The sequence below is a fragment of the Massilia sp. Dwa41.01b genome (assembly GCF_014171775.1).
In the GTDB taxonomy this organism is placed as follows: domain Bacteria; phylum Pseudomonadota; class Gammaproteobacteria; order Burkholderiales; family Burkholderiaceae_D; genus Telluria.
In genome coordinates, this window is sequence record NZ_CP050454.1 from 4,575,727 (window position 1) to 4,592,470 (window position 16,744).

The window sequence follows — 16,744 nt, forward strand, 5'->3', positions numbered from 1 at the left end:
CAGTACGTGAACGGCGCCGTATGCCGCCTGCTGAACCGCCCGGCGCGCTGCATCATCGGCCAGGGTGACGACACCCTGTTCGGGCCGGAAATGGCACGCATGACGCGCGCCGGCGACCTGGCCGTGTTCGAGGAGCACCAGCGCTTCGTCTCGGAAGAACGCATCGGCGACGGGATCTACCACACCACCAAGCTTCCGCTGGTACGCGGCGAAGAGGTGTATGGCCTGTGCGGCATCACCACCAACATCACCCCCAGCAAGCAGGCCGAGGAATCGCTGCGCATCGCCGCCATCGTGTTCCAGTCGGGCGAAGGCATGTGCGTGCTGGGGCCGGACGCGCTGATCGTCGAGGCCAACGAGGCCTTTGGCCGCCTGCACGGCTGCCCGCCGCAGGAGCTTGCCGGCACGCCCCTCCCCGCCTTTCGCTGGCCCAGGAGGGCGAGGACTACCGCGAACGCATGTGGGATGCCGTGCGCGCCGACCGCAGCTGGCAGGGTGAGGTCTGGACGCGGCGCCGCAACGGCGAGGCCTATCCGGCCTGGCTGACGGTGAGTGCGGTGCGCGACGCCGCCGGGGTGCTGACCAACTTCGTCTGCACCCAGTCCGACATCAGCGCGCAGAAGCAGGCCGACGAGCAGATCGTCCAGCTGGCCTACTTCGATCCGCTCACCAGCCTGCCGAACCGCGCCTGCTCTACGAGCGCCTGGGCCACTGCCTGCGCCAGCACGGGCGCAACGGGCGCGTCGGCGCCCTGCTCTTCCTCGACATGGACAATTTCAAGGACCTCAACGACAGCCGCGGCCATGTCGTTGGCGACCATTTGCTGCAGCAGGTGGCCGCGCGCCTGCAGACCTGCGCGCGCGAGCGATACCGTGGCGCGCCTGGGCGGAGACGAATTCGTGATCCTGCTCGAAGCGGTGGGCGCCGATGACGCGGAAGCGCAGCGCCACGCCGAAACGGTCGGCGAAAAAATCCTGGCCGCGCTGCGCGAGCCTTTCGAGGTAGCCGGCGCCATCTACCATGCCACCTGCAGCATCGGCATCACCCTGTGCAGCGGCCAGGAGCAGCAGCTGGACGACCTGATGCGCCGCGGCGACCTGGCGATGTACGAAGCCAAGCGCCATGGCCGCAATACGCTGCGCCTGTTCGAGCCGTCGATGGAGCTGGAAGTCACCTACCGCACCGTGGTCGAATCCGAGCTGCGTGCCGCCCTGCTCGGTTCCCAGTTCGTGCTGCACTACCGGGGCCAGGTCGACGGCCGCGGCACGCTCACGGGGGCCGAGGCGCTGGTGCGCTGGCAGCATCCGCAGCGTGGGCTGGTCGGCCCGGCCGGCTTCATTGCGATTGCCGAAACTTCCGGCCTGATCCTGCCGCTGGGCCGCTGGGTGCTGCGCACCGCCTGCCAGCAACTGGCGCTGTGGGCCGCCGCGCCCGCCACCGCCCACCTCACCCCGGCCGTGAACGTCAGCGTGCGCCAGTTCCTGCAGCCCGATTTCGTGGCCGAGACCCTGGCCATCCTGCACGAGAGCGGCGCCGACCCGGCGCGCCTGAAGCTCGAGCTGACGGAGACCCTGATGATCGAAGGCGTCGAGGAAACCATCGGCAAAATGCGCGCCCTGCGCGAGCACGGCATCCGCTTCTCGCTCGACGACTTCGGCACCGGCTACTCCTCGCTCAGCTACCTCAAGCGCCTGCCGCTCGACCAGCTGAAAATCGACCAGAGCTTCGTACGCGACGTGCTGGACGACCCGAACGACGCCTCGATCGCGCGCAGCGTGGTGGCGCTGGGCAAATCGCTGGGGTTGGGGATCATTGCGGAAGGGGTGGAAACCGAGGCCCAGCGCTCCTTCCTGGCAGGGATCGGCTGCGACAACTGGCAGGGGTATCTGTTCAGCCGGCCGGTGGATGCCAGGACGCTGGAGGAATTGGCGGCGTGAGAATTTCGTAGGGTGGGCACTCGTGCCCACGCGGTCTCACCGCATGCACGGACGCGGCATCACACCCAGCGATGGGTACATATACCGCCGCGGGCGAGAGTGCGGCAATCATCCGCACGACCGCGTGGGCACAAGTGCCCACCCTACGTTGAGCCAGCGTCAATACAAATCGCACACGCAAAAAAAAGCGCACCGTAAGTGCGCTCTTGAATCATGGTCACGTCCCGGCCGCTAGGCGTACCCGCAGGCTCTGTCGAACGTGTGTCTCCTCACATGATCTCCGGTATGGACTACCGTTTTTTTCTCTGCCCTCCCCAAGACGCGATGTCCGGGCGCCGTGCACCGTATGGGTGCCGACAGCGCTCCATCATAACGCAACTGTGACTTCAAAAGAATAGATTTTTATATACGTTTTTCGAAAATCAATTGTAGATGAGGTTAGGCAGCCACAGCGAAATCGCCGGTACATAGGTCACCAGCAGCAGGAAACCGAGCATCGTCAGCAGCCACGGCATCACCGCCACCGTCAGCTCGGAAATGCCCATCTTCGTGATGCCGGACGCCACGTACAGGTTCAGTCCCACCGGCGGATGGCACATGCCCACTTCCATGTTCACCACGATCAGGATGCCGAAGTGGATCGGGTCGATCCCCAGCTTCATTGCCACCGGGAACAGGATCGGCGCCATGATCAGCACGATCGACGAAGGCTCCATCACGTTACCCGCCAGCAAGAGCAAGATGTTCACCACCAGCAGGAAGCCGATCACGCCCAGGCCCTGGTCGGTCAGCCAGCCGGCCATCTGCTGCGGGATGTTTTCGCTCGTCATCAGGAACGAGAACAGCACGGCGTTCGTGATGATGTACAGCAGCATGGCCGACAGCGCGGCCGAGTCCAGCAGCACCTTGCCGACCTGGGCCAGGCGCAAGTCCTTGTAGACGAAGACGGCGATGATGAAGGCGTACACGGCGGCGATCGCTGCCGCTTCCGTCGGCGTGAAGATGCCGGAATAGATCCCGCCCATCACGATCACGATCAGGAACAGGCCCCAGGCGCTGCGGCGAAAGGCGGTCCAGCGCTCGCCCCAGGTGGCGCGGTTCATGCGCGGGTAGCCGCGCTTTTTCGCGATGACCCAGGTCGTCAGGCCCAGCAGGAAAGCCAGCATCAGGCCCGGCACCACGCCGGCCATGAACAGCTGGCCGACCGAGGTGTTGGTCGTCACCGAATACATCACCATCACGATCGAAGGCGGAATCAGGATGCCGAGCGCGCCCGAAGTGGTAATCACCCCGGCGCCGAAGCGTTTCGGGTAGCCCTGCTTGACCATCGCCGGCAGGATGATGGAACCGATCGCGACCACCGTGGCCGGGCTCGAACCCGACACCGCCGCAAACAGCGCGCAGGCGACGACGCCGGCCAGCGCCAGGCCGCCATGCCAGTGGCCGACCATCGAGGTGGCGAAGCGGATCATGCGCCGCGCCACCCCGCCGTGGGTCAGGAAGTTACCGGCCAGGATGAAGAACGGGATCGCCATGATCTCGAACTTCTCGATGCCGGTGAAGAGCTTCAGGGCCACCGATTCGATCGGCACCGTCGTCATGGTGAACAGGAAGGCGAGCACCGTGAGGCCGAGCGAGATCGAGATCGGCATCCCGGTCAGCATCAACAGCAGCAGCAGGATGAAAATGATGGCCGCGTTCATACGACACCTTTCGAAATCGGCAGGTCGTCGTCATCGAGGCCGCCCAGGCCTTCGACGTGACCATGGTCATGGTGCGGCACTTCGCCGGTGCGCAGGAAGCCCACCGTTACCTGCAGGAAGCGGAAGCACATCAGGTAGGAGCCGAGCGGGACGGCCAGGTAGATGATCCACATCGGCCATTCGAGGTCGGCCGAGGTCTGGTCGGTCTCGGACATGTGCCAGACGAAGTTGGCGCCGAGGGTGCCGACGATGCCGGTAAACAGCGCGCCAGCGAGCAGGCCGAGCACGATGAACTTGGCGCGCCAGCGCTCGTTCAGGCGGTTGACCAGCACGTCGACGCCGACGTGGATGCCGGTGCGCACGCCATAGGCTGCGCCGAATTTCGCCATCCACACGAACATGTAGATGCACAGTTCCTGGGCCCAGCTGGTATTGATCTGGATGAGAAAGTCCTGCATCGCCGGGATCGGCACGCCGGACAGGTAGCGGTGCACCACCGCGATGAAGATGACGATCGTTGCCGCCGCCATCAGGGTCGCGATGATCCACTCTTCGAGTCGATCGAGGTATTTCATGGTGTCTTTCGGATGGGATGGGCAGGCCGCGCGGGCGCGGGCCGCCTGCGCTGCGAGCATGGCGGCGCCGCGATCCCGCCGGGAGCCGCGGCGCCTGCCTGCTTGATGGTACCGCTTACTTCTTCGCCGTCTCGCGGCTGATCGCCTGCACCAGGTCCTTGCCGATGCGGCTTTCCATCTGCTTGTGCACCGGCAGCAGGGCATTGCGCCACTGTGCCTGTTCGGCCGGGGTCGGGTTGTAGATCGTGGTCTTGCCGGCCTTGCGGATGGCTTCCATGGCCAGGTCGTTGTCGCGCTGGGCGATCGCTTTCTCGAAGGTGGTGGCATCGCGCATGGCCTGCTCGAGCTGGCCGCGGATGTCGGCCGGCAGGCCGTCCCAGAACTTCTTGTTGACGATGACGGCGTAGCCCAGGTAACCGTGGTTCGATACCGTCAGGTGCTTCTGCACCTCGTGCATCTTCTGGGTGTACATGTTCGACGGCGGGTTCTCGGTGCCGTCCACCACGCCGGTCTGCAGCGCCTGGTAGACCTCGGAGAAGGCCAGCACCTGCGGGTTGGCGCCGAGCGCACGCATCTGGGCGTCGAGCACCTTCGAGGACTGGATGCGCATTTTCAGGCCGCGGAAATCGGCCGGGGTATGCAGCGGCTTGTTGGCCGACATGATCTTGAAGCCGTTATCCCAGTAAGCCAGCCCCGTGATGCCCTTCGGCTCCAGCTTTTTCAAGAGGCCCTTGCCGATCGGGCCTTCGGTAACCGAGTACAGCGCCGTCTTCGACGGGAAGATGTACGGCAGGTCGAAGGCTTCGAATTCCTTCACGCCGAGCGGGCCGAATTTCGCCAGCGACGGCGCCAGCATCTGCACCGCGCCCAGCTGCAGCGCTTCGAGTTCTTCCTTGTCCTTGTAGAGCTGGCTGTTCGGATACACTTCGACCTTGACGCGGCCGTTCGTCAGCTTCTCGGCTTGCGCCTTGAAGCGCTCGGCGGCCTGGCCTTTCGGCGTATCGGTGGCCACCACGTGGCTGAACTTGATGACGATGGGTGCCTGGGCCCAGGCGGCGTTCATCGACATGGCCACGGCGAAAGCCGCGACGAGCGCTTTGATCTGCATGTTTTGTCTCCTTGACGTTATCGATCACGTTGAATCGCGTATTGTATTCGGCAGTGATGTATTTACCAACGCTGGCGAGTCTGCTTGCCCGCATTTCGCGTTGCAATTGTGGAATTCCACAATAGCATCAGCTTGAGAAACCATCCACGGTAGCGCATGAAAAATCCGTTCAAGTTGCCGCGCCGTGCCCACCTGTCGCGCCCCTGGCGCTGGCTGGTGCCGGTGCTGCTGGTGCTGCTGTTCCTGGCCGTGCTGCTCTGGCTGCCCTGGCAGGCGCGCCAGATGGAGAGCAACGAGCGCCAGGAGCAGCTGATCGCCGACACCCTGTGGGTCGAACAGACGCTGCGCTTCGAACTCGCGCGCAGCGAAGAGGCACTGGCCACGCTCGGCGCCGACCTGGTGGGCACCCCGCCCCCACCCGACGTATTGCGCGCGCGCCTGGCGCAGATGTTCAAGAACGGCCACGAGCTGCGCCGCGTGCTGTGGCTGGACGCGAACGGCCGCGTGCTGGCGCACCATGGCGCCGAGCCGGCAGGGGGCAGCCTGGACGCGATCGGCCGCGAGACCGACGAGATGGCGCGCCTGACCCGTACCGGCCGCTACACCGAGCCCTATGGCGCAAGCAGCCACGCGCCCGGCCTGGTCGACTACTACCTGCCCCTGTATCGCGAAGCTACCTACGCAGGCAGCATCGTCGCCACCTACAGCCTCAAGATCCTGCTGGACGAGACCGTGCCCTGGTGGTTCGCGCAGGACAACGCCCTCTCCCTGCTCGATCGTAACGACGCGATCGTGGCATCGCGGGCCGACGGCGGCCCCGGGCGCGGCGTCTACACGCACCGGCGCGCCCTCGACCTGCCGGGCGCCTCGATCGTGCTGGCCACCGACAGCGTCAAGGGCGCGCCGCGCCTGCTGCCGAACCTGCTGGTCGGCTCTGTCATCGTGCTCGCCCTCGGCCTGCTGCTGAGCCTGCTTACCTTGTGGCGCCACATCTCGCGTCGCCTCGCCGCCGAGGGCGCGCTGCGCCAGCAGATGGCCTTCCGCACGGCGATGGAGAATTCCCTGATGACGGGCTTGCGCGCACGCGACCTGGAAGGACGCGTCACCTATGTCAATAAAGCCTTTTGCCAGATGGTCGGATTGCCGCCGGAAGAACTGCTGGGCAAGAAGCCGCCGATGCCCTACTGGGCGCCGGAAGCGATGGCCGAGTACGAGGAGCGTTTCGCCGCCGTGCTGGCCGGTACCGCCACGCCCCAGTTCGAGACCGTGTTCCAGCGCTCGGACGGCGTGCGCGTGCCGGTGCTCGTGTTCGAGGCGCCCCTGCGCGACAGCCGCGGCGAGCAGACCGGGTGGATGAGTTCCATCCTCGACATCACCGACCGCAAGAAGGCCGAGGAACTCAATCGCCAGCAGCAGGAAAAACTGGAAGCAAGCGCCCGCCTGGCCACCATGGGCGAGATCTCGTCGATGCTGGCGCACGAATTGAACCAGCCGCTGGCGGCGATTTCCAGCTATACCGCAGGCGCCCTGAACGTGCTGGAACGCGCCGACAGTGGCGTGCCGGTCGAACCAAACCTGCTGCGCCGCGCGCTGGAACAGGCGCGCCAGCAGGCCCAGCGCGCCGGCCAGATCATCAAGAGCGTGCACGAGTTCGTGAAAAAGAGCGAACCGCAGCGCGAACAGGTGGAAATCAAGAGCGTGATCGACGGCGTACGCGCCCTCGTCGAGCTGCAGGCGCGCAAATCCTACGTGGCGCTGCAGGTGCACCTGCCGCCGCAGCTGCCGCCGGTGCTGGCCGACCGCCTGATGCTGGAACAGGTGCTGCTGAACCTGACGAGGAACGGCATCGAGGCGATGGCCGAGGTGGCGCCGGAGCGGCGCATCCTGCGCATCGCGGCTGCCGCCGACCCGAGCCAGGTGTCGGTCTCGGTGATCGACCACGGCCATGGCATTGCACCGGATGTGGCCGAGCGCCTGTTTTCCCCCTTCTTCTCGACCAAGGCCGAAGGCATGGGCATGGGCCTGTCGATCTGCCGCACCGCAATCGAGTTCCATGGCGGTACCCTGACGCATGCGCCGAACCCGGGCGGCGGCACCGTGTTCACATTCAGCCTGCCGCGCCAGGGCGCATCCGCCGAGCTACAATAAATCCAACAGGAGACCCGCATGCTGCATATCGTCGACGACGAAGACGTAATCCGCGACGCCCTCGCCTGGCTGGCGCAATCGCGCGGGCTGGCGGTGCGCGAACACGCGGGCGGCCAGGCCTTCCTCGACAGCCTGGGCGAGCCCGACACCGGCGGCGACTGCGTGCTGCTGGACGTGCGCATGCCCGACATGAATGGCGTCGCCGTGTTCGACCAGATCATCAGCCGCGGCCTGCTGCCGCGCCTGCCCGTGATCTTCCTCACCGGCCATGGCGACGTGCCGATGGCGGTCGATTCGCTCAAGCGCGGCGCCTTCGACTTCTTCGAAAAACCCTTCAACGACAACCAGCTGATGGACCGCGTCGACCAGGCCCTGGCCGCCTCGCGCGCGGCTGCCAGCGCGGCCCAGGTACAGGCGCGGCTGGCAACCTTGTCGGCACGCGAACGCGAAGTGCTCGACCTGATTTTAGCGGGCAAGATGAACAAGGTGGTGGCGGACGAGCTGGGCATCAGCATGCGGACCGTCGAGGTGCACCGGGCGCATATCTTCGACAAGATGCAGGTGAAGACGGCGGTGGAGCTGGCGGGCTTGTTGAAGTAGCGCCTGTTGGTGCCGCGCTGGTGGGGCTGTTGCCTGTGCTGTTCGTGGCGCATTCCATCCGCGTGGGCATGAATGCCCACCCTACGGGACACGTTAGCTGGTTCGGGGTTCGCATGAGCTCGCCACTACAATTTCCCGTAGGGTGGGCACCTGTGCCCACGCGGATTGAAGGCCCCACGAACAGAACAGGCAACAGCCCCACAAGCCCAAGCAAACCGCTCCAACCAGCCTCTTGCGATCCCCGAATCCGCCCCTACCTGTTTGTCATCCCTCCCGCACCCATTCCCCGCACTTTTAGGCAGCGCAAGACGCGCTACCGAACCTGGCCACGTGGTTTGTCCACGGTGCGCACAGGACGTGCCAGGACGTCCTGTTTGGAGGATCGCTTGTAAAATCAACTTGAACGCGTCGCCGCCTGCGCTCGTGCGATGCCAACTTCTTTAGGGAAAGCAGATGAACGAAAAGACAGTTGCAGACAGGATGTTTTTGCGCAATGCGAAGTCGATGCAGGTCATCAACGGCGGGGTGCACCCCACCGTCGTATCGCAGCTTCCGCAGGAATTGATACAGGAAGGCGACGGCCCCTTCGACGTGATCATGCTGTGGTGCCTGAACCGCAAGGACCTCGAGCAATACCTGCCGCAGGCGAAGGAGCGCCTGGGCGACAAGGGCTCCCTGTGGATCGCCTACCTGAAGCAGACGGCCTCGAAAGCCACTGATATCAATCGCGACTCGATCAACGCCTATCTGAAGGAAAACGGTATCACCGCCGTGGCGATGATCTCGATCGATGGCGACTGGTCGGCCCTGCGTGCGAAACGCATCGAAGTATGAGCCTCGGGCTTGTGCCGCCTGCGCCGCGCATCATGCAAGGCGCGTCATGAATCGGCATGGCAGCTCAAGGCCCACGCCACGTGTTCGCGCACCAGCGCGGACGGGTGCTGCGCGCGTGCATGCAGTGCCGCCACGATGAGCGGGTCGCCGCGGCGCGCGCCCGCCGCATTGCCGAGGCCGACGGCCAGGTTGCGTAGCCAGCGCTCGTGACCGATGCGCCGGATCGGGCTGCCCTCCAGCCGGCGATTGAATTCCTCCTCTTCCCACCCGAACAATTCCACGAGGCTCGCTTCGCCCAGGCCGTTGCGCTCGTCGAAATCGGGCACGACGGCGCGGGTAGCGAACTTGTTCCGTGGGGGCAGACCAGCTGGCAATCGTCGCAGCCGTAGATGCGGTTGCCGATCAGCGGCCGCAAGGCCAATGGAATCGGCCCCTTGAGTTCGATCGTCAGGTAGGAAATGCAACGGCGCGCATCCAGCCGCCCGGGGCCGAGGATGGCGCCGGTCGGGCAGGCGTCGATGCAGTTGCTGCAATGGCCGCAGTGGCCGCTGGCCGGCGCGTCGACCGGCAGCGGCAGGTCGACCAGGATCTCGCCGATGAAGAAGGTCGAGCCCGCTTCGCGCGAAAGCAGCAGCGTGTGCTTGCCGCGCCAGCCCAGGCCCGCTTTTTCCGCGAGCGGCAATTCCATCACCGGCGCCGAATCGGTGAACACCCGGTAGCCATACTCGCCGATTTCCGTTTTGACGCGCTCGACCAGCTGGGCCAGGCGATTGCGTAACACACCTGTGGTAGTCGCGGCCGCGCGCATACATCGACACCACCGCCGCGCCCGGCTCCAGTTGGCGGGCGCTTTCCCGCGCGCGCCAGTCGCCGTCCTTCAGGGGCAAATAGTCCATGCGCGCCACGATCGCGCGCACGGTGCCGGGCACCAGCTCGGCGGGGCGGGCACGCTTCATCCCGTGGCTTGCCATATAATCCATCTCGCCATGGTGACCCGCCGCCAGCCAGGCCTGCAGGCCCGCTTCCGCGTGCGCCAGGTCGACATCGGCGATGCGCAGGTCGGCAAAGCCGAGTTCACGGCCCCATGCCTTGATGGCGCGCGTCAGTTCGTGCAGGTCGGGAGTGGGTGTGGACATACTGGCAAACTGGACAATCGCAGCGCGGGCGCGCCACGTAACTTGACGTCAAACACGGTATTCTAATTGATGCAGCACTTCTCAGCCCACCTGCCGGATGAAGCGGCGACCATCGCCCTCGGCGCCGCCCTGGCGCATGCCATCGTGCCTGGCCTCGTCATCTACCTGCACGGCGACCTCGGCGCCGGCAAGACGGCGCTCACGCGCGCCCTGATCCAGGCCGCCGGCCACAAAGGGACCGTGAAAAGCCCGACCTACACGCTGTCGGAACCCTACCGGGTGCAGGTCGGCGGCGAGCCTGTGAACATCATCCACTACGACCTCTACCGGATGGCCAGTCCCGAGGAATTCCTCGACGCCGGCTTCCGGGAAGATTTCAATGGTCACAACATTTGCATCGTCGAATGGCCGGAAAAGGGCGATCCAGTGTTGCCGCCACCCGACGTCCGAATATTGCTTACAGTCAGCGGCCACGGCCGTGAGGTAGAATTGCAGGCGTTGTCCCAACTGGGTCTGCTATGCCTCGACCGCCTCTCCTTCCCTCCGCCCCGCTGAATTCGACTGCCCGCCGCCGCCGCACCCTGCTCAAAGCCGGCGGTACGCTGCTGCTGTCGGTGCTCGCGCCGCTGCCGGCCCGCGCCGCGCAGATCCTGGCCGTGCGCGTCTGGCCGGCCGACGACTACACCCGCGTCACGCTGGAAAACGACAGCGAGCTGAAAACCGAGCATTTCCTCGTGCCCGATCCGCCGCGCCTGGTGGTCGACATCGACGGCCTGGAGCTGAACAGCACCCTGAAAAGCCTGGTCGCCAAGATCGAGTCGAACGACCCGTACATCAAGCAGGTACGCGTGGGCCAGAACCGCCCGAACGTGGTGCGCCTGGTGTTCGACCTGAAGGAAGAGATCAAGCCGCAGGTGTTCACGCTCGCGCCCATCGCCGAATACAAGCACCGCCTGATTTTCGACCTGTACCCGGTCAAGGCGCCGGATCCGATCGCCTCGCTGATCGAAAAAGGCGAATGGTCGCCCGGCGATGGCACCCCGACCGCGGTGCCGGCCGTGCCGGCGACGTCGAACCAGCCCGTTGCCCCCGATCCGGTGGCGCGCCTGGAAGCGGAGATCGCCGCGATGAGCGGCAACCCGCCGGCGCGCCCGGTGCAGCCGACGCCCACGCCCGGCAAGCCGGAGCCGAAAGCGGCGGCACCCGCCAACAACGTGGTGCGCATGGTGACCATTGCGCTCGACCCCGGCCATGGCGGCGAAGACCCGGGCGCGATCGGCGCCACCGGCACCCGCGAAAAGGACATCGTGCTGGAAGTGGCCAAGCGCCTGAAGACCAAGCTCGAAGCGCTGCCGAATACCCGCGTGATGCTCACCCGCGACGGCGACTATTTCGTCCCGCTCGGCACCCGGGTGGAAAAGGCGAGGAAGGTACAGGCCGACCTGTTCGTCTCGATCCACGCCGATGCCTTCACGACGCCCAGCGCGCGCGGCTCCTCGGTATTCGTGCTGTCCGAACGGGGCGCAACCTCGACCGCGGCGCGCTGGCTGGCGAACGACCAGAACAAGGCCGACATGATCGGCGGCGTCAATCTCGCGCGGCACGACAAGCAGCTGGCAAGCGTGCTGTTCGACCTCTCGACCACGGCCCAGATCAACGACAGCCTCAAATTGGGCAAGGCGGTGCTGGGCGAAATCGGCGGCATCAACCGCCTGCACAAGGCGGCGGTCGAACAGGCCGGCTTCGCGGTGCTGAAGGCGCCGGACATCCCCTCGATCCTGGTCGAGACGGCCTTCATTTCGAATCCGGAAGAGGAAGCGAAGCTGAAGAACGACAGCTACCAAGACCAGCTGGCCAGCGCCATCACCAAGGGCATCAAGCAGTATTTCGCGGCCAATCCGCCAATGGCCAAGAGCCGCACGACCTGATTCCCGCCGCGCGGCGCGCCATGCGACGCGCTATGCGATGCTTCTGTCAGCGCCGCGCGCGCAGCTTGCCCACTCTCCACCCTGCGCACAGGGCGACGAGCATCAGCGCCGCCATCGCCATGCTGGTCACCACGACGTTGAACAGCACATGCCCGGGCGTCCTCGCTTCGCGCCACAGCAGCCCCACCAGTCCTCCCACGACCGCGGCCGCGACGATGGCCAGCGCGATACCCAGGCGCCGGGCATTGCTCGCCTGGTATGGCCGCAGCTGCACTGGCGCGGTCGAGGAAAACCAGGACCGCGCAAAGCCGGCGATGACGAGGAAGCCCACCAGGCTGCTCAGGTGCTGCAGCAGGTTATACAGCGGCAGGACGTGGGCACCGATCGCGACCGGCGTACGCAGGACGGCGACATGGTCGACGACGACCGTATGCGCGTGCGTGAACGCATCCCAGGCGATGTGGCTGCCCGCGCCGATGGCCAGCGAAGCGCAGAGGATCGCAATGGAACGCGCATCGCGCACCTGCCAGGGCACCGCGACAGGCATGCGCGCGGCCAGTGCCGGCGGCGCCCAGTCCAGCAGGGCATCGCGCAGCAGCGCGTGATACAGCAGGTAGACGAGCGCGCCGACCGGCACGCAGTACAGCACGATGCCGGCGGGGCTGTGGCTGAAGTTCCCGCTGGCCCCCGTGATGAAAAAATAGGGCAGGTCCGGCATCATGCTGCCGATCACGAGCGCCGCCAGTACGGTACTGCGCGGCGCGCAGCGATGCAGGGGCAGGATCACGGCGGGATGGCACAGGGTGAAGGGCACGGGGCGGTTCCTTGTTCTGGTTCTGCTGGGGGTTCCCGCAGCGCGGTTTGTCCGGGCGGCGGACGGCGTCAAGGCATGCAGTGTACGAGAAGCGCCCTTCCTCTGCAGCACGCGCCACCCGTGCCTGGCGGGCATCCCTCGGCAGGCGGGCATGGCATACTACGCCCCCGACTTCATGCCAGAGAATCAACATGAACCACATGGACGCCACCATCGCCACCACCTGGGGCCAGCTGCCGGCCCTGTTACTGAGCGCGCCCGACGGCGCCCAGGCTACCGTCACCCTGTATGGCGCGCACCTGGTTTCTGGCGTGGCGCGGACGGGCGCGAGCGCCTGTTCTGCAGCGCCAGGTCGAGCCAGGACGGCGCGAAGGCGATCCGCGGCGGCGTGCCGGTGATCTTCCCCCAGTTCGCCGAACGGGGCAGCGGCATGCGCCATGGTTTTGCGCGCGTGAACAACTGGCGCGTGGTGGACAGCGGTATCGACGACGGCGCCGCCTTTGCCGTGTTCGCGCTGGCGCCCGCCGACCTGGCGGCCTCGCAACGCGCGGCCTGGCCGCACGGCTTCGAACTGGCGCTGCGCATCGCGATACGTGCCAATGAATTGAGCATGCGCTTCGAGGTGAGGAACAGCGGCGCGACCGCCTTCCCGTTCGCCGCAGCCCTGCACACTTACCACCTGGTCGACGACATCGCGACGGTGCGGATCAACGGCGTGGAAACCGAAGAACTGGCGATTACCGGCAAGTTCGATCGCGTGTATGAAGGCGTCAAGCCGCCGCTGGCGCTGGTCGACGGTGGTGTCGTGTTGACGGTGCGGCAGGAAGGTTTCACGGATGCGGTGGTCTGGAATCCGGGTGCCGAGGATGCTGCGGCACTGGCCGACATGGCCGACGAGGAATACCGCCGTTTCGTCTGCGTCGAGCCCGCGCTGCTGGCGGGACCGACGCTGGCACCGGGTGCGTGCTGGACGGGCGAATACCACGTCAGCTGAAGCCGCGGGCCGGTGCGTGAACCGGCCTGTGACTGGACAGGCCATCGTGCGGCCTGTCGGCGATCCCGGGCAGGTGCCCGGGGGACGGTGAACTCAAACGCGCGTTTGCTTGCGGCGACGTGCGATGGCCAGTGCGGCCATGCTGGCGCCGAACAGCGCCAGCGAGGCTGGCTCGGGTACGTCGACAGCGCCGTCGATCTGCCCATTCACGACGTTCACGGAGTCGAGGAACATGTTCACGCCGAGTGCTGGATCCGTGCCCGGGAAGACATTGCCCCAGTACAGGGCGATGGTGCCGGTACCGAGGGTATTGAGGAGATCGCGGCCCCAGCGCACGGTGACCGCGCTGCCGCTGCCCTGCAGGCCGTTCAGGTTGTTGTCGAATTGCAGCCAGGTGTAACTCGTCGACGAGCCGAAGTTGCCCGTATTGCCACCCGGGTTGGAGGCGCCGCTGAACGGGCTAGCGCTGACGACATTGCCACCGAAGCTGTTGACGCCACCGCTGAAGAGGGTGCCGGTGTACAGGATGTTGAACTGTCGCTCGTTCAGCGACGGATACGCGCTGGCGTCGGTCGGCATCTCGCCGTCGAGGGTAAAGGTGATCGAATCGGTGGTGTAGTCGTTGACCGTGAATTGCACGGCCGCTGCTGGCTGGGCGGCGAGGCCGGCAAAGGCGATCGCTGCCAGAAGTTTAGTAAAAGACATTGTTATTTTCCCTAGTTATTGTGTGTAAGCAAAGCAGCCATGTTGCTGTATTGACTGCATCGCTAGCTCAGCAATAACCATGCCTGTCACGGCACCTTGTTGTTTCCATTGGGATATTTTTGTTCGGAAAGATATCGGTGTAAATATTCCCGACAGCCCGCGCTGGGTAACACCGTTTGCCCTGCACTGCCCTATTGCCGCAGCATGCCAGGCCGACCTGACCGACGATCGAAAAAAAGAAAGCCGGCAATGCCGGCTTTCCTGGACCCAATGAGGATCAGTTCGATTCCTTGACCATCCGCCCTTCGCTGCCCTGCAGGGGCCGCGCATTGAGCGGATACAGGCGCGAGAACAGGGCCATTTGCGCCGGCGACGCCGTCATCGGCTGCTTCATGACCAGCCACAGCACGTTCTCGGTACAGGGCGGCGTCGTCATCGATCCCATGTAGGTGTAGTATTCGCGGCGCTCGGGCAACATCTCGAGCGGATCGATCTCGACGCCCGGCGAGGCGAGCTGGCCTTTTTCCAGCGGGATGTGGCTCCAGACGGCCTGGATCACTTCGTTGCCCTTGCCGCGCTCGAGCAGCACGGCTACCACCGCCAGCTTGCCCCCAAGCCCGCGGTGCACCAGGTGGATCACCATCTCGGTGCCCTTGCCATTGATGCGTTCTTCCGATGGACGGTGGAAGTGGAACTGCACCAGCTCGTAGCGCTCGTTGCCGATGAGGATGGCATTGCCGCCAGCGACGTTCACCTGCACCGTATGTCCGTTGTCGATCTCGCTGAAGGTCGACGGGCGGTAGTCGAAATCGATCTCCTCGAGGTCGACCTTCATGCCGTCGCGGATGTCGATCGGCGACTGGCGGTTGCCCTTGCCGCACTGGGCCCAGGCCGGGTTGATCTTGCCCCAGTTCTCGGGACCGAACTCGCCATCGTAGTCCCAGTGGTTGCTGACCTTCGGTGCGGCCGCGATGGCCGTCTCCTGCTTGCGCTTGGCATCGCGCACGCGCTTGGCCTTGGCCGCGGAGGCTGCGCGTGCCGCCTGCCTGGCACGCATCTCGGCCAGGCGCTCGGCGATTTTTACCGACAAGTCGATTTGCGCTTCATCTTCGCTTTGGGCGGACACGGTCGAGGCGACCGCGTCGGCCGAGGCGGCGCTCGCCTTACCCGGCTTTTCCAGCGCGCTCTTGTCAATGAGCGGCTTCTGGATGAGGGACTTGGCGCCGTGCTTGTCCGCAGCCTTCTCGCCCGGCTTCTCGGGCGTCTTCGACGGCTGGGCGATGGCGGCGGGCTTGCCGCCCTCCTTCTCGCCGGCCGGCCTGGCAGCCTCTTTCCTGGCGGTTTCAGGCGCCGGCTTGGCGTGGGCAGGCGCTTCATTGGCGCTGGCATGAAGCATCACGAAACTGCTGGCGAACAGGGCGATCAGGTTGCGCATGGAAATGGGGAAATGGAATTCACCCACTCTTAACGACGCTGCCGTACGGAAACTTGAGCAGAAATCGGCAGTAAATCGGCCGTAAATCGCCCGTACAACGCAAACGCGCCGGAATCATCCGGCGCGTCTGGTCAAGCGGGCAAGAGGACTTGCAAGAAGCTTATCGGCTCCACATGCGGCGCCCGAACTTGTACAGGCCGCCGATGGCGAGCGGCACGATGGCGGCACTGACGCCAACCAGCACGATCTCGGTCAGGTGGTCGCGCACGACTGGAATGTTGCCGAAGAAGTAGCCGGCGGTAACCAGGCTGGCCACCCACAGCACCGCGCCGGTGACGTTATACAGCTGGAAGCGCCAATGGGTCATGTCCGACACGCCGGCAACAAAGGGGGCGAAAGTACGCACCACCGGCACGAAACGCGCCAGGATGATGGTCTTGCCGCCATGCTTTTCGAAAAAGTCGTGGGTGCGGCGCAGCGCGTCCTTGTTGATCCACCGGTAATTGTGAGTGAACATGCGCTGGCCGATGGCCTCGCCGATGTAATAGTTCAGGGTGTTGCCTGTCACGGCGGCGATGATGAGCAGCGCCATCAGCAGCGGGTAACTCATCTGGCCGGTGGCGCAGAAGGCGCCGGCAATGAAGAGCAAGGTATCGCCCGGGAAGAAAAACAGGACCACCAGACCGGTTTCGCAAAACACGATTGCGAACAGGACGATGTAGACATAAACCCCGTATTGACGCAGCAACTCGCCCAAGGTCTTATCGACATGGAGAATCATGTCGAAAAATTGCATCAGATCCATAATTTTCCTAAACGGTAACGCC

The 16,744-nt window shown here is 65.1% G+C and carries 15 protein-coding genes and 4 pseudogenes; 11 read left to right on the forward strand and 8 right to left on the reverse strand.

Annotated features, from left to right (window positions below; all coding sequences use genetic code 11):
• Positions 1-6 precede the first annotated feature (6 nt).
• From G4G28_RS29460 to G4G28_RS29465, 3 pseudogenes are all read left to right on the forward strand, one after another.
• Positions 7-198 (forward strand): annotated as a pseudogene (locus tag G4G28_RS29460) (hypothetical protein); the annotation flags it as partial.
• 260 nt (positions 199-458) lie between these two features.
• A pseudogene (locus tag G4G28_RS26955) lies at positions 459-554 on the forward strand (hypothetical protein); the annotation flags it as partial.
• A 161-nt stretch (positions 555-715) separates the two neighbouring features.
• Positions 716-1,937, forward strand: a pseudogene (locus G4G28_RS29465) (putative bifunctional diguanylate cyclase/phosphodiesterase).
• 422 nt (positions 1,938-2,359) lie between these two features.
• On the opposite strand, the gene G4G28_RS21020 reads toward G4G28_RS29465, so the two are convergent.
• From G4G28_RS21020 to G4G28_RS21030, 3 genes are all read right to left on the reverse strand, one after another.
• Positions 2,360-3,640, reverse strand: a complete 1,281-nt coding sequence (locus G4G28_RS21020; RefSeq protein WP_182989788.1) for a TRAP transporter large permease — start codon at positions 3,638-3,640, stop codon at positions 2,360-2,362.
• Positions 3,637-4,215 carry a TRAP transporter small permease gene (locus G4G28_RS21025; RefSeq protein ID WP_182989789.1) on the reverse strand — a complete coding sequence of 193 codons (579 nt, stop codon included), beginning with the start codon at positions 4,213-4,215 and terminating at the stop codon, positions 3,637-3,639. Before G4G28_RS21025 ends, G4G28_RS21020 begins: the two co-directional genes overlap by 4 nt.
• Before the next feature lie 115 nt (positions 4,216-4,330).
• On the reverse strand, positions 4,331-5,323 hold the full coding sequence (locus G4G28_RS21030; RefSeq protein WP_182989790.1) for a TRAP transporter substrate-binding protein: 993 nt from the start codon (positions 5,321-5,323) through the stop codon (positions 4,331-4,333).
• Positions 5,324-5,479: 156 nt separating this feature from the next.
• Between G4G28_RS21030 and G4G28_RS21035 the strand changes: the two genes are divergently transcribed.
• The 3 genes from G4G28_RS21035 (at position 5,480) to G4G28_RS21045 (ending at position 8,905) form a co-directional block, all read left to right on the forward strand.
• The gene (locus tag G4G28_RS21035) at positions 5,480-7,471 is read left to right on the forward strand and encodes a sensor histidine kinase (protein WP_183107800.1); all 1,992 of its coding nucleotides are present in this window, start codon (positions 5,480-5,482) and stop codon (positions 7,469-7,471) included.
• A gap of 18 nt (positions 7,472-7,489) precedes the next feature.
• Positions 7,490-8,071 carry a response regulator transcription factor gene (locus G4G28_RS21040; RefSeq protein ID WP_182989791.1) on the forward strand — a complete coding sequence of 194 codons (582 nt, stop codon included), beginning with the start codon at positions 7,490-7,492 and terminating at the stop codon, positions 8,069-8,071.
• 453 nt (positions 8,072-8,524) lie between these two features.
• Positions 8,525-8,905 (forward strand): DUF3052 family protein, encoded by a 381-nt coding sequence (locus G4G28_RS21045; protein WP_182989792.1) that lies wholly within the window; start codon positions 8,525-8,527, stop codon positions 8,903-8,905.
• Between the two features lie 44 nt (positions 8,906-8,949).
• On the opposite strand, the pseudogene queG reads toward G4G28_RS21045, so the two are convergent.
• Positions 8,950-9,885: pseudogene (gene queG / locus G4G28_RS21050) on the reverse strand (tRNA epoxyqueuosine(34) reductase QueG).
• A 6-nt stretch (positions 9,886-9,891) separates the two neighbouring features.
• On the opposite strand from queG, the gene G4G28_RS26970 reads away from it, so the two are divergent.
• From G4G28_RS26970 to G4G28_RS21060, 3 genes are read left to right on the forward strand one after another with little or no spacing between them, the layout of a single operon-like run.
• Complete coding sequence (locus G4G28_RS26970; protein ID WP_229425706.1) at positions 9,892-10,107, forward strand: hypothetical protein; 216 nt, start codon at positions 9,892-9,894, stop codon at positions 10,105-10,107.
• A 3-nt stretch (positions 10,108-10,110) separates the two neighbouring features.
• Positions 10,111-10,596: a tRNA (adenosine(37)-N6)-threonylcarbamoyltransferase complex ATPase subunit type 1 TsaE gene (tsaE, locus tag G4G28_RS21055; protein ID WP_182989793.1), complete on the forward strand. Its 486-nt coding sequence runs from the start codon at positions 10,111-10,113 to the stop codon at positions 10,594-10,596.
• A complete protein-coding gene (locus G4G28_RS21060) occupies positions 10,560-11,969 on the forward strand; it encodes an N-acetylmuramoyl-L-alanine amidase (RefSeq protein ID WP_182989794.1) in 1,410 nt (469 codons plus the stop codon). The genes tsaE and G4G28_RS21060 overlap by 37 nt, the downstream gene beginning before the upstream one ends.
• A 46-nt stretch (positions 11,970-12,015) precedes the next feature.
• Here the strand turns inward: G4G28_RS21060 and G4G28_RS21065 are convergent, their stop codons facing one another.
• Complete coding sequence (locus G4G28_RS21065) at positions 12,016-12,783, reverse strand: DUF4184 family protein (protein ID WP_183107801.1); 768 nt, start codon at positions 12,781-12,783, stop codon at positions 12,016-12,018.
• A 151-nt stretch (positions 12,784-12,934) separates the two neighbouring features.
• Here G4G28_RS21065 and G4G28_RS21070 point away from each other — a divergent pair, with 151 nt between their 5' ends.
• Positions 12,935-13,777, forward strand: a complete 843-nt coding sequence (locus G4G28_RS21070) for a D-hexose-6-phosphate mutarotase (RefSeq protein WP_229507762.1) — start codon at positions 12,935-12,937, stop codon at positions 13,775-13,777.
• 93 nt (positions 13,778-13,870) lie between these two features.
• Here the strand turns inward: G4G28_RS21070 and G4G28_RS24850 are convergent, their stop codons facing one another.
• A complete protein-coding gene (locus G4G28_RS24850; RefSeq protein WP_202033692.1) occupies positions 13,871-14,482 on the reverse strand; it encodes a PEP-CTERM sorting domain-containing protein in 612 nt (203 codons plus the stop codon).
• A gap of 79 nt (positions 14,483-14,561) precedes the next feature.
• On the opposite strand from G4G28_RS24850, the gene G4G28_RS21080 reads away from it, so the two are divergent.
• A complete protein-coding gene (locus G4G28_RS21080) occupies positions 14,562-14,756 on the forward strand; it encodes a hypothetical protein (RefSeq protein WP_182989796.1) in 195 nt (64 codons plus the stop codon).
• Between the two features lie 3 nt (positions 14,757-14,759).
• Here the strand turns inward: G4G28_RS21080 and G4G28_RS21085 are convergent, their stop codons facing one another.
• Both G4G28_RS21085 and G4G28_RS21090 read right to left on the reverse strand, forming a co-directional pair.
• On the reverse strand, positions 14,760-15,917 hold the full coding sequence (locus G4G28_RS21085) for a carbonic anhydrase family protein (RefSeq protein ID WP_308601222.1): 1,158 nt from the start codon (positions 15,915-15,917) through the stop codon (positions 14,760-14,762).
• Positions 15,918-16,077: 160 nt separating this feature from the next.
• Positions 16,078-16,722 carry a VTT domain-containing protein gene (locus G4G28_RS21090; RefSeq protein ID WP_182989797.1) on the reverse strand — a complete coding sequence of 215 codons (645 nt, stop codon included), beginning with the start codon at positions 16,720-16,722 and terminating at the stop codon, positions 16,078-16,080.
• Between the last annotated feature and the right edge of the window lie 22 nt (positions 16,723-16,744).

Bases quoted from the DNA above. Each gene is read 5' to 3' on its own strand.
- G4G28_RS21045 (WP_182989792.1), top strand. From the start codon at position 8,525: ATGAACGAAAAGACAGTTGCAGACAGGATGTTTTTGCGCAATGCGAAG.
- G4G28_RS26970 (WP_229425706.1), top strand. From the start codon at position 9,892: ATGGTGACCCGCCGCCAGCCAGGCCTGCAGGCCCGCTTCCGCGTGCGC.
- G4G28_RS24850 (WP_202033692.1), bottom strand. From the start codon at position 14,482: ATGTCTTTTACTAAACTTCTGGCAGCGATCGCCTTTGCCGGCCTCGCC.
- G4G28_RS21060 (WP_182989794.1), top strand. From the start codon at position 10,560: ATGCCTCGACCGCCTCTCCTTCCCTCCGCCCCGCTGAATTCGACTGCC.
- G4G28_RS21020 (WP_182989788.1), bottom strand. From the start codon at position 3,640: ATGAACGCGGCCATCATTTTCATCCTGCTGCTGCTGTTGATGCTGACC.
- G4G28_RS21090 (WP_182989797.1), bottom strand. From the start codon at position 16,722: ATGGATCTGATGCAATTTTTCGACATGATTCTCCATGTCGATAAGACC.
- tsaE (WP_182989793.1), top strand. From the start codon at position 10,111: ATGCAGCACTTCTCAGCCCACCTGCCGGATGAAGCGGCGACCATCGCC.
- G4G28_RS21030 (WP_182989790.1), bottom strand. From the start codon at position 5,323: ATGCAGATCAAAGCGCTCGTCGCGGCTTTCGCCGTGGCCATGTCGATG.
- G4G28_RS21085 (WP_308601222.1), bottom strand. From the start codon at position 15,917: ATGCGCAACCTGATCGCCCTGTTCGCCAGCAGTTTCGTGATGCTTCAT.
- G4G28_RS21025 (WP_182989789.1), bottom strand. From the start codon at position 4,215: ATGAAATACCTCGATCGACTCGAAGAGTGGATCATCGCGACCCTGATG.
- G4G28_RS21035 (WP_183107800.1), top strand. From the start codon at position 5,480: ATGAAAAATCCGTTCAAGTTGCCGCGCCGTGCCCACCTGTCGCGCCCC.
- G4G28_RS21080 (WP_182989796.1), top strand. From the start codon at position 14,562: ATGCCTGTCACGGCACCTTGTTGTTTCCATTGGGATATTTTTGTTCGG.
- G4G28_RS21070 (WP_229507762.1), top strand. From the start codon at position 12,935: ATGGCATACTACGCCCCCGACTTCATGCCAGAGAATCAACATGAACCA.
- G4G28_RS21040 (WP_182989791.1), top strand. From the start codon at position 7,490: ATGCTGCATATCGTCGACGACGAAGACGTAATCCGCGACGCCCTCGCC.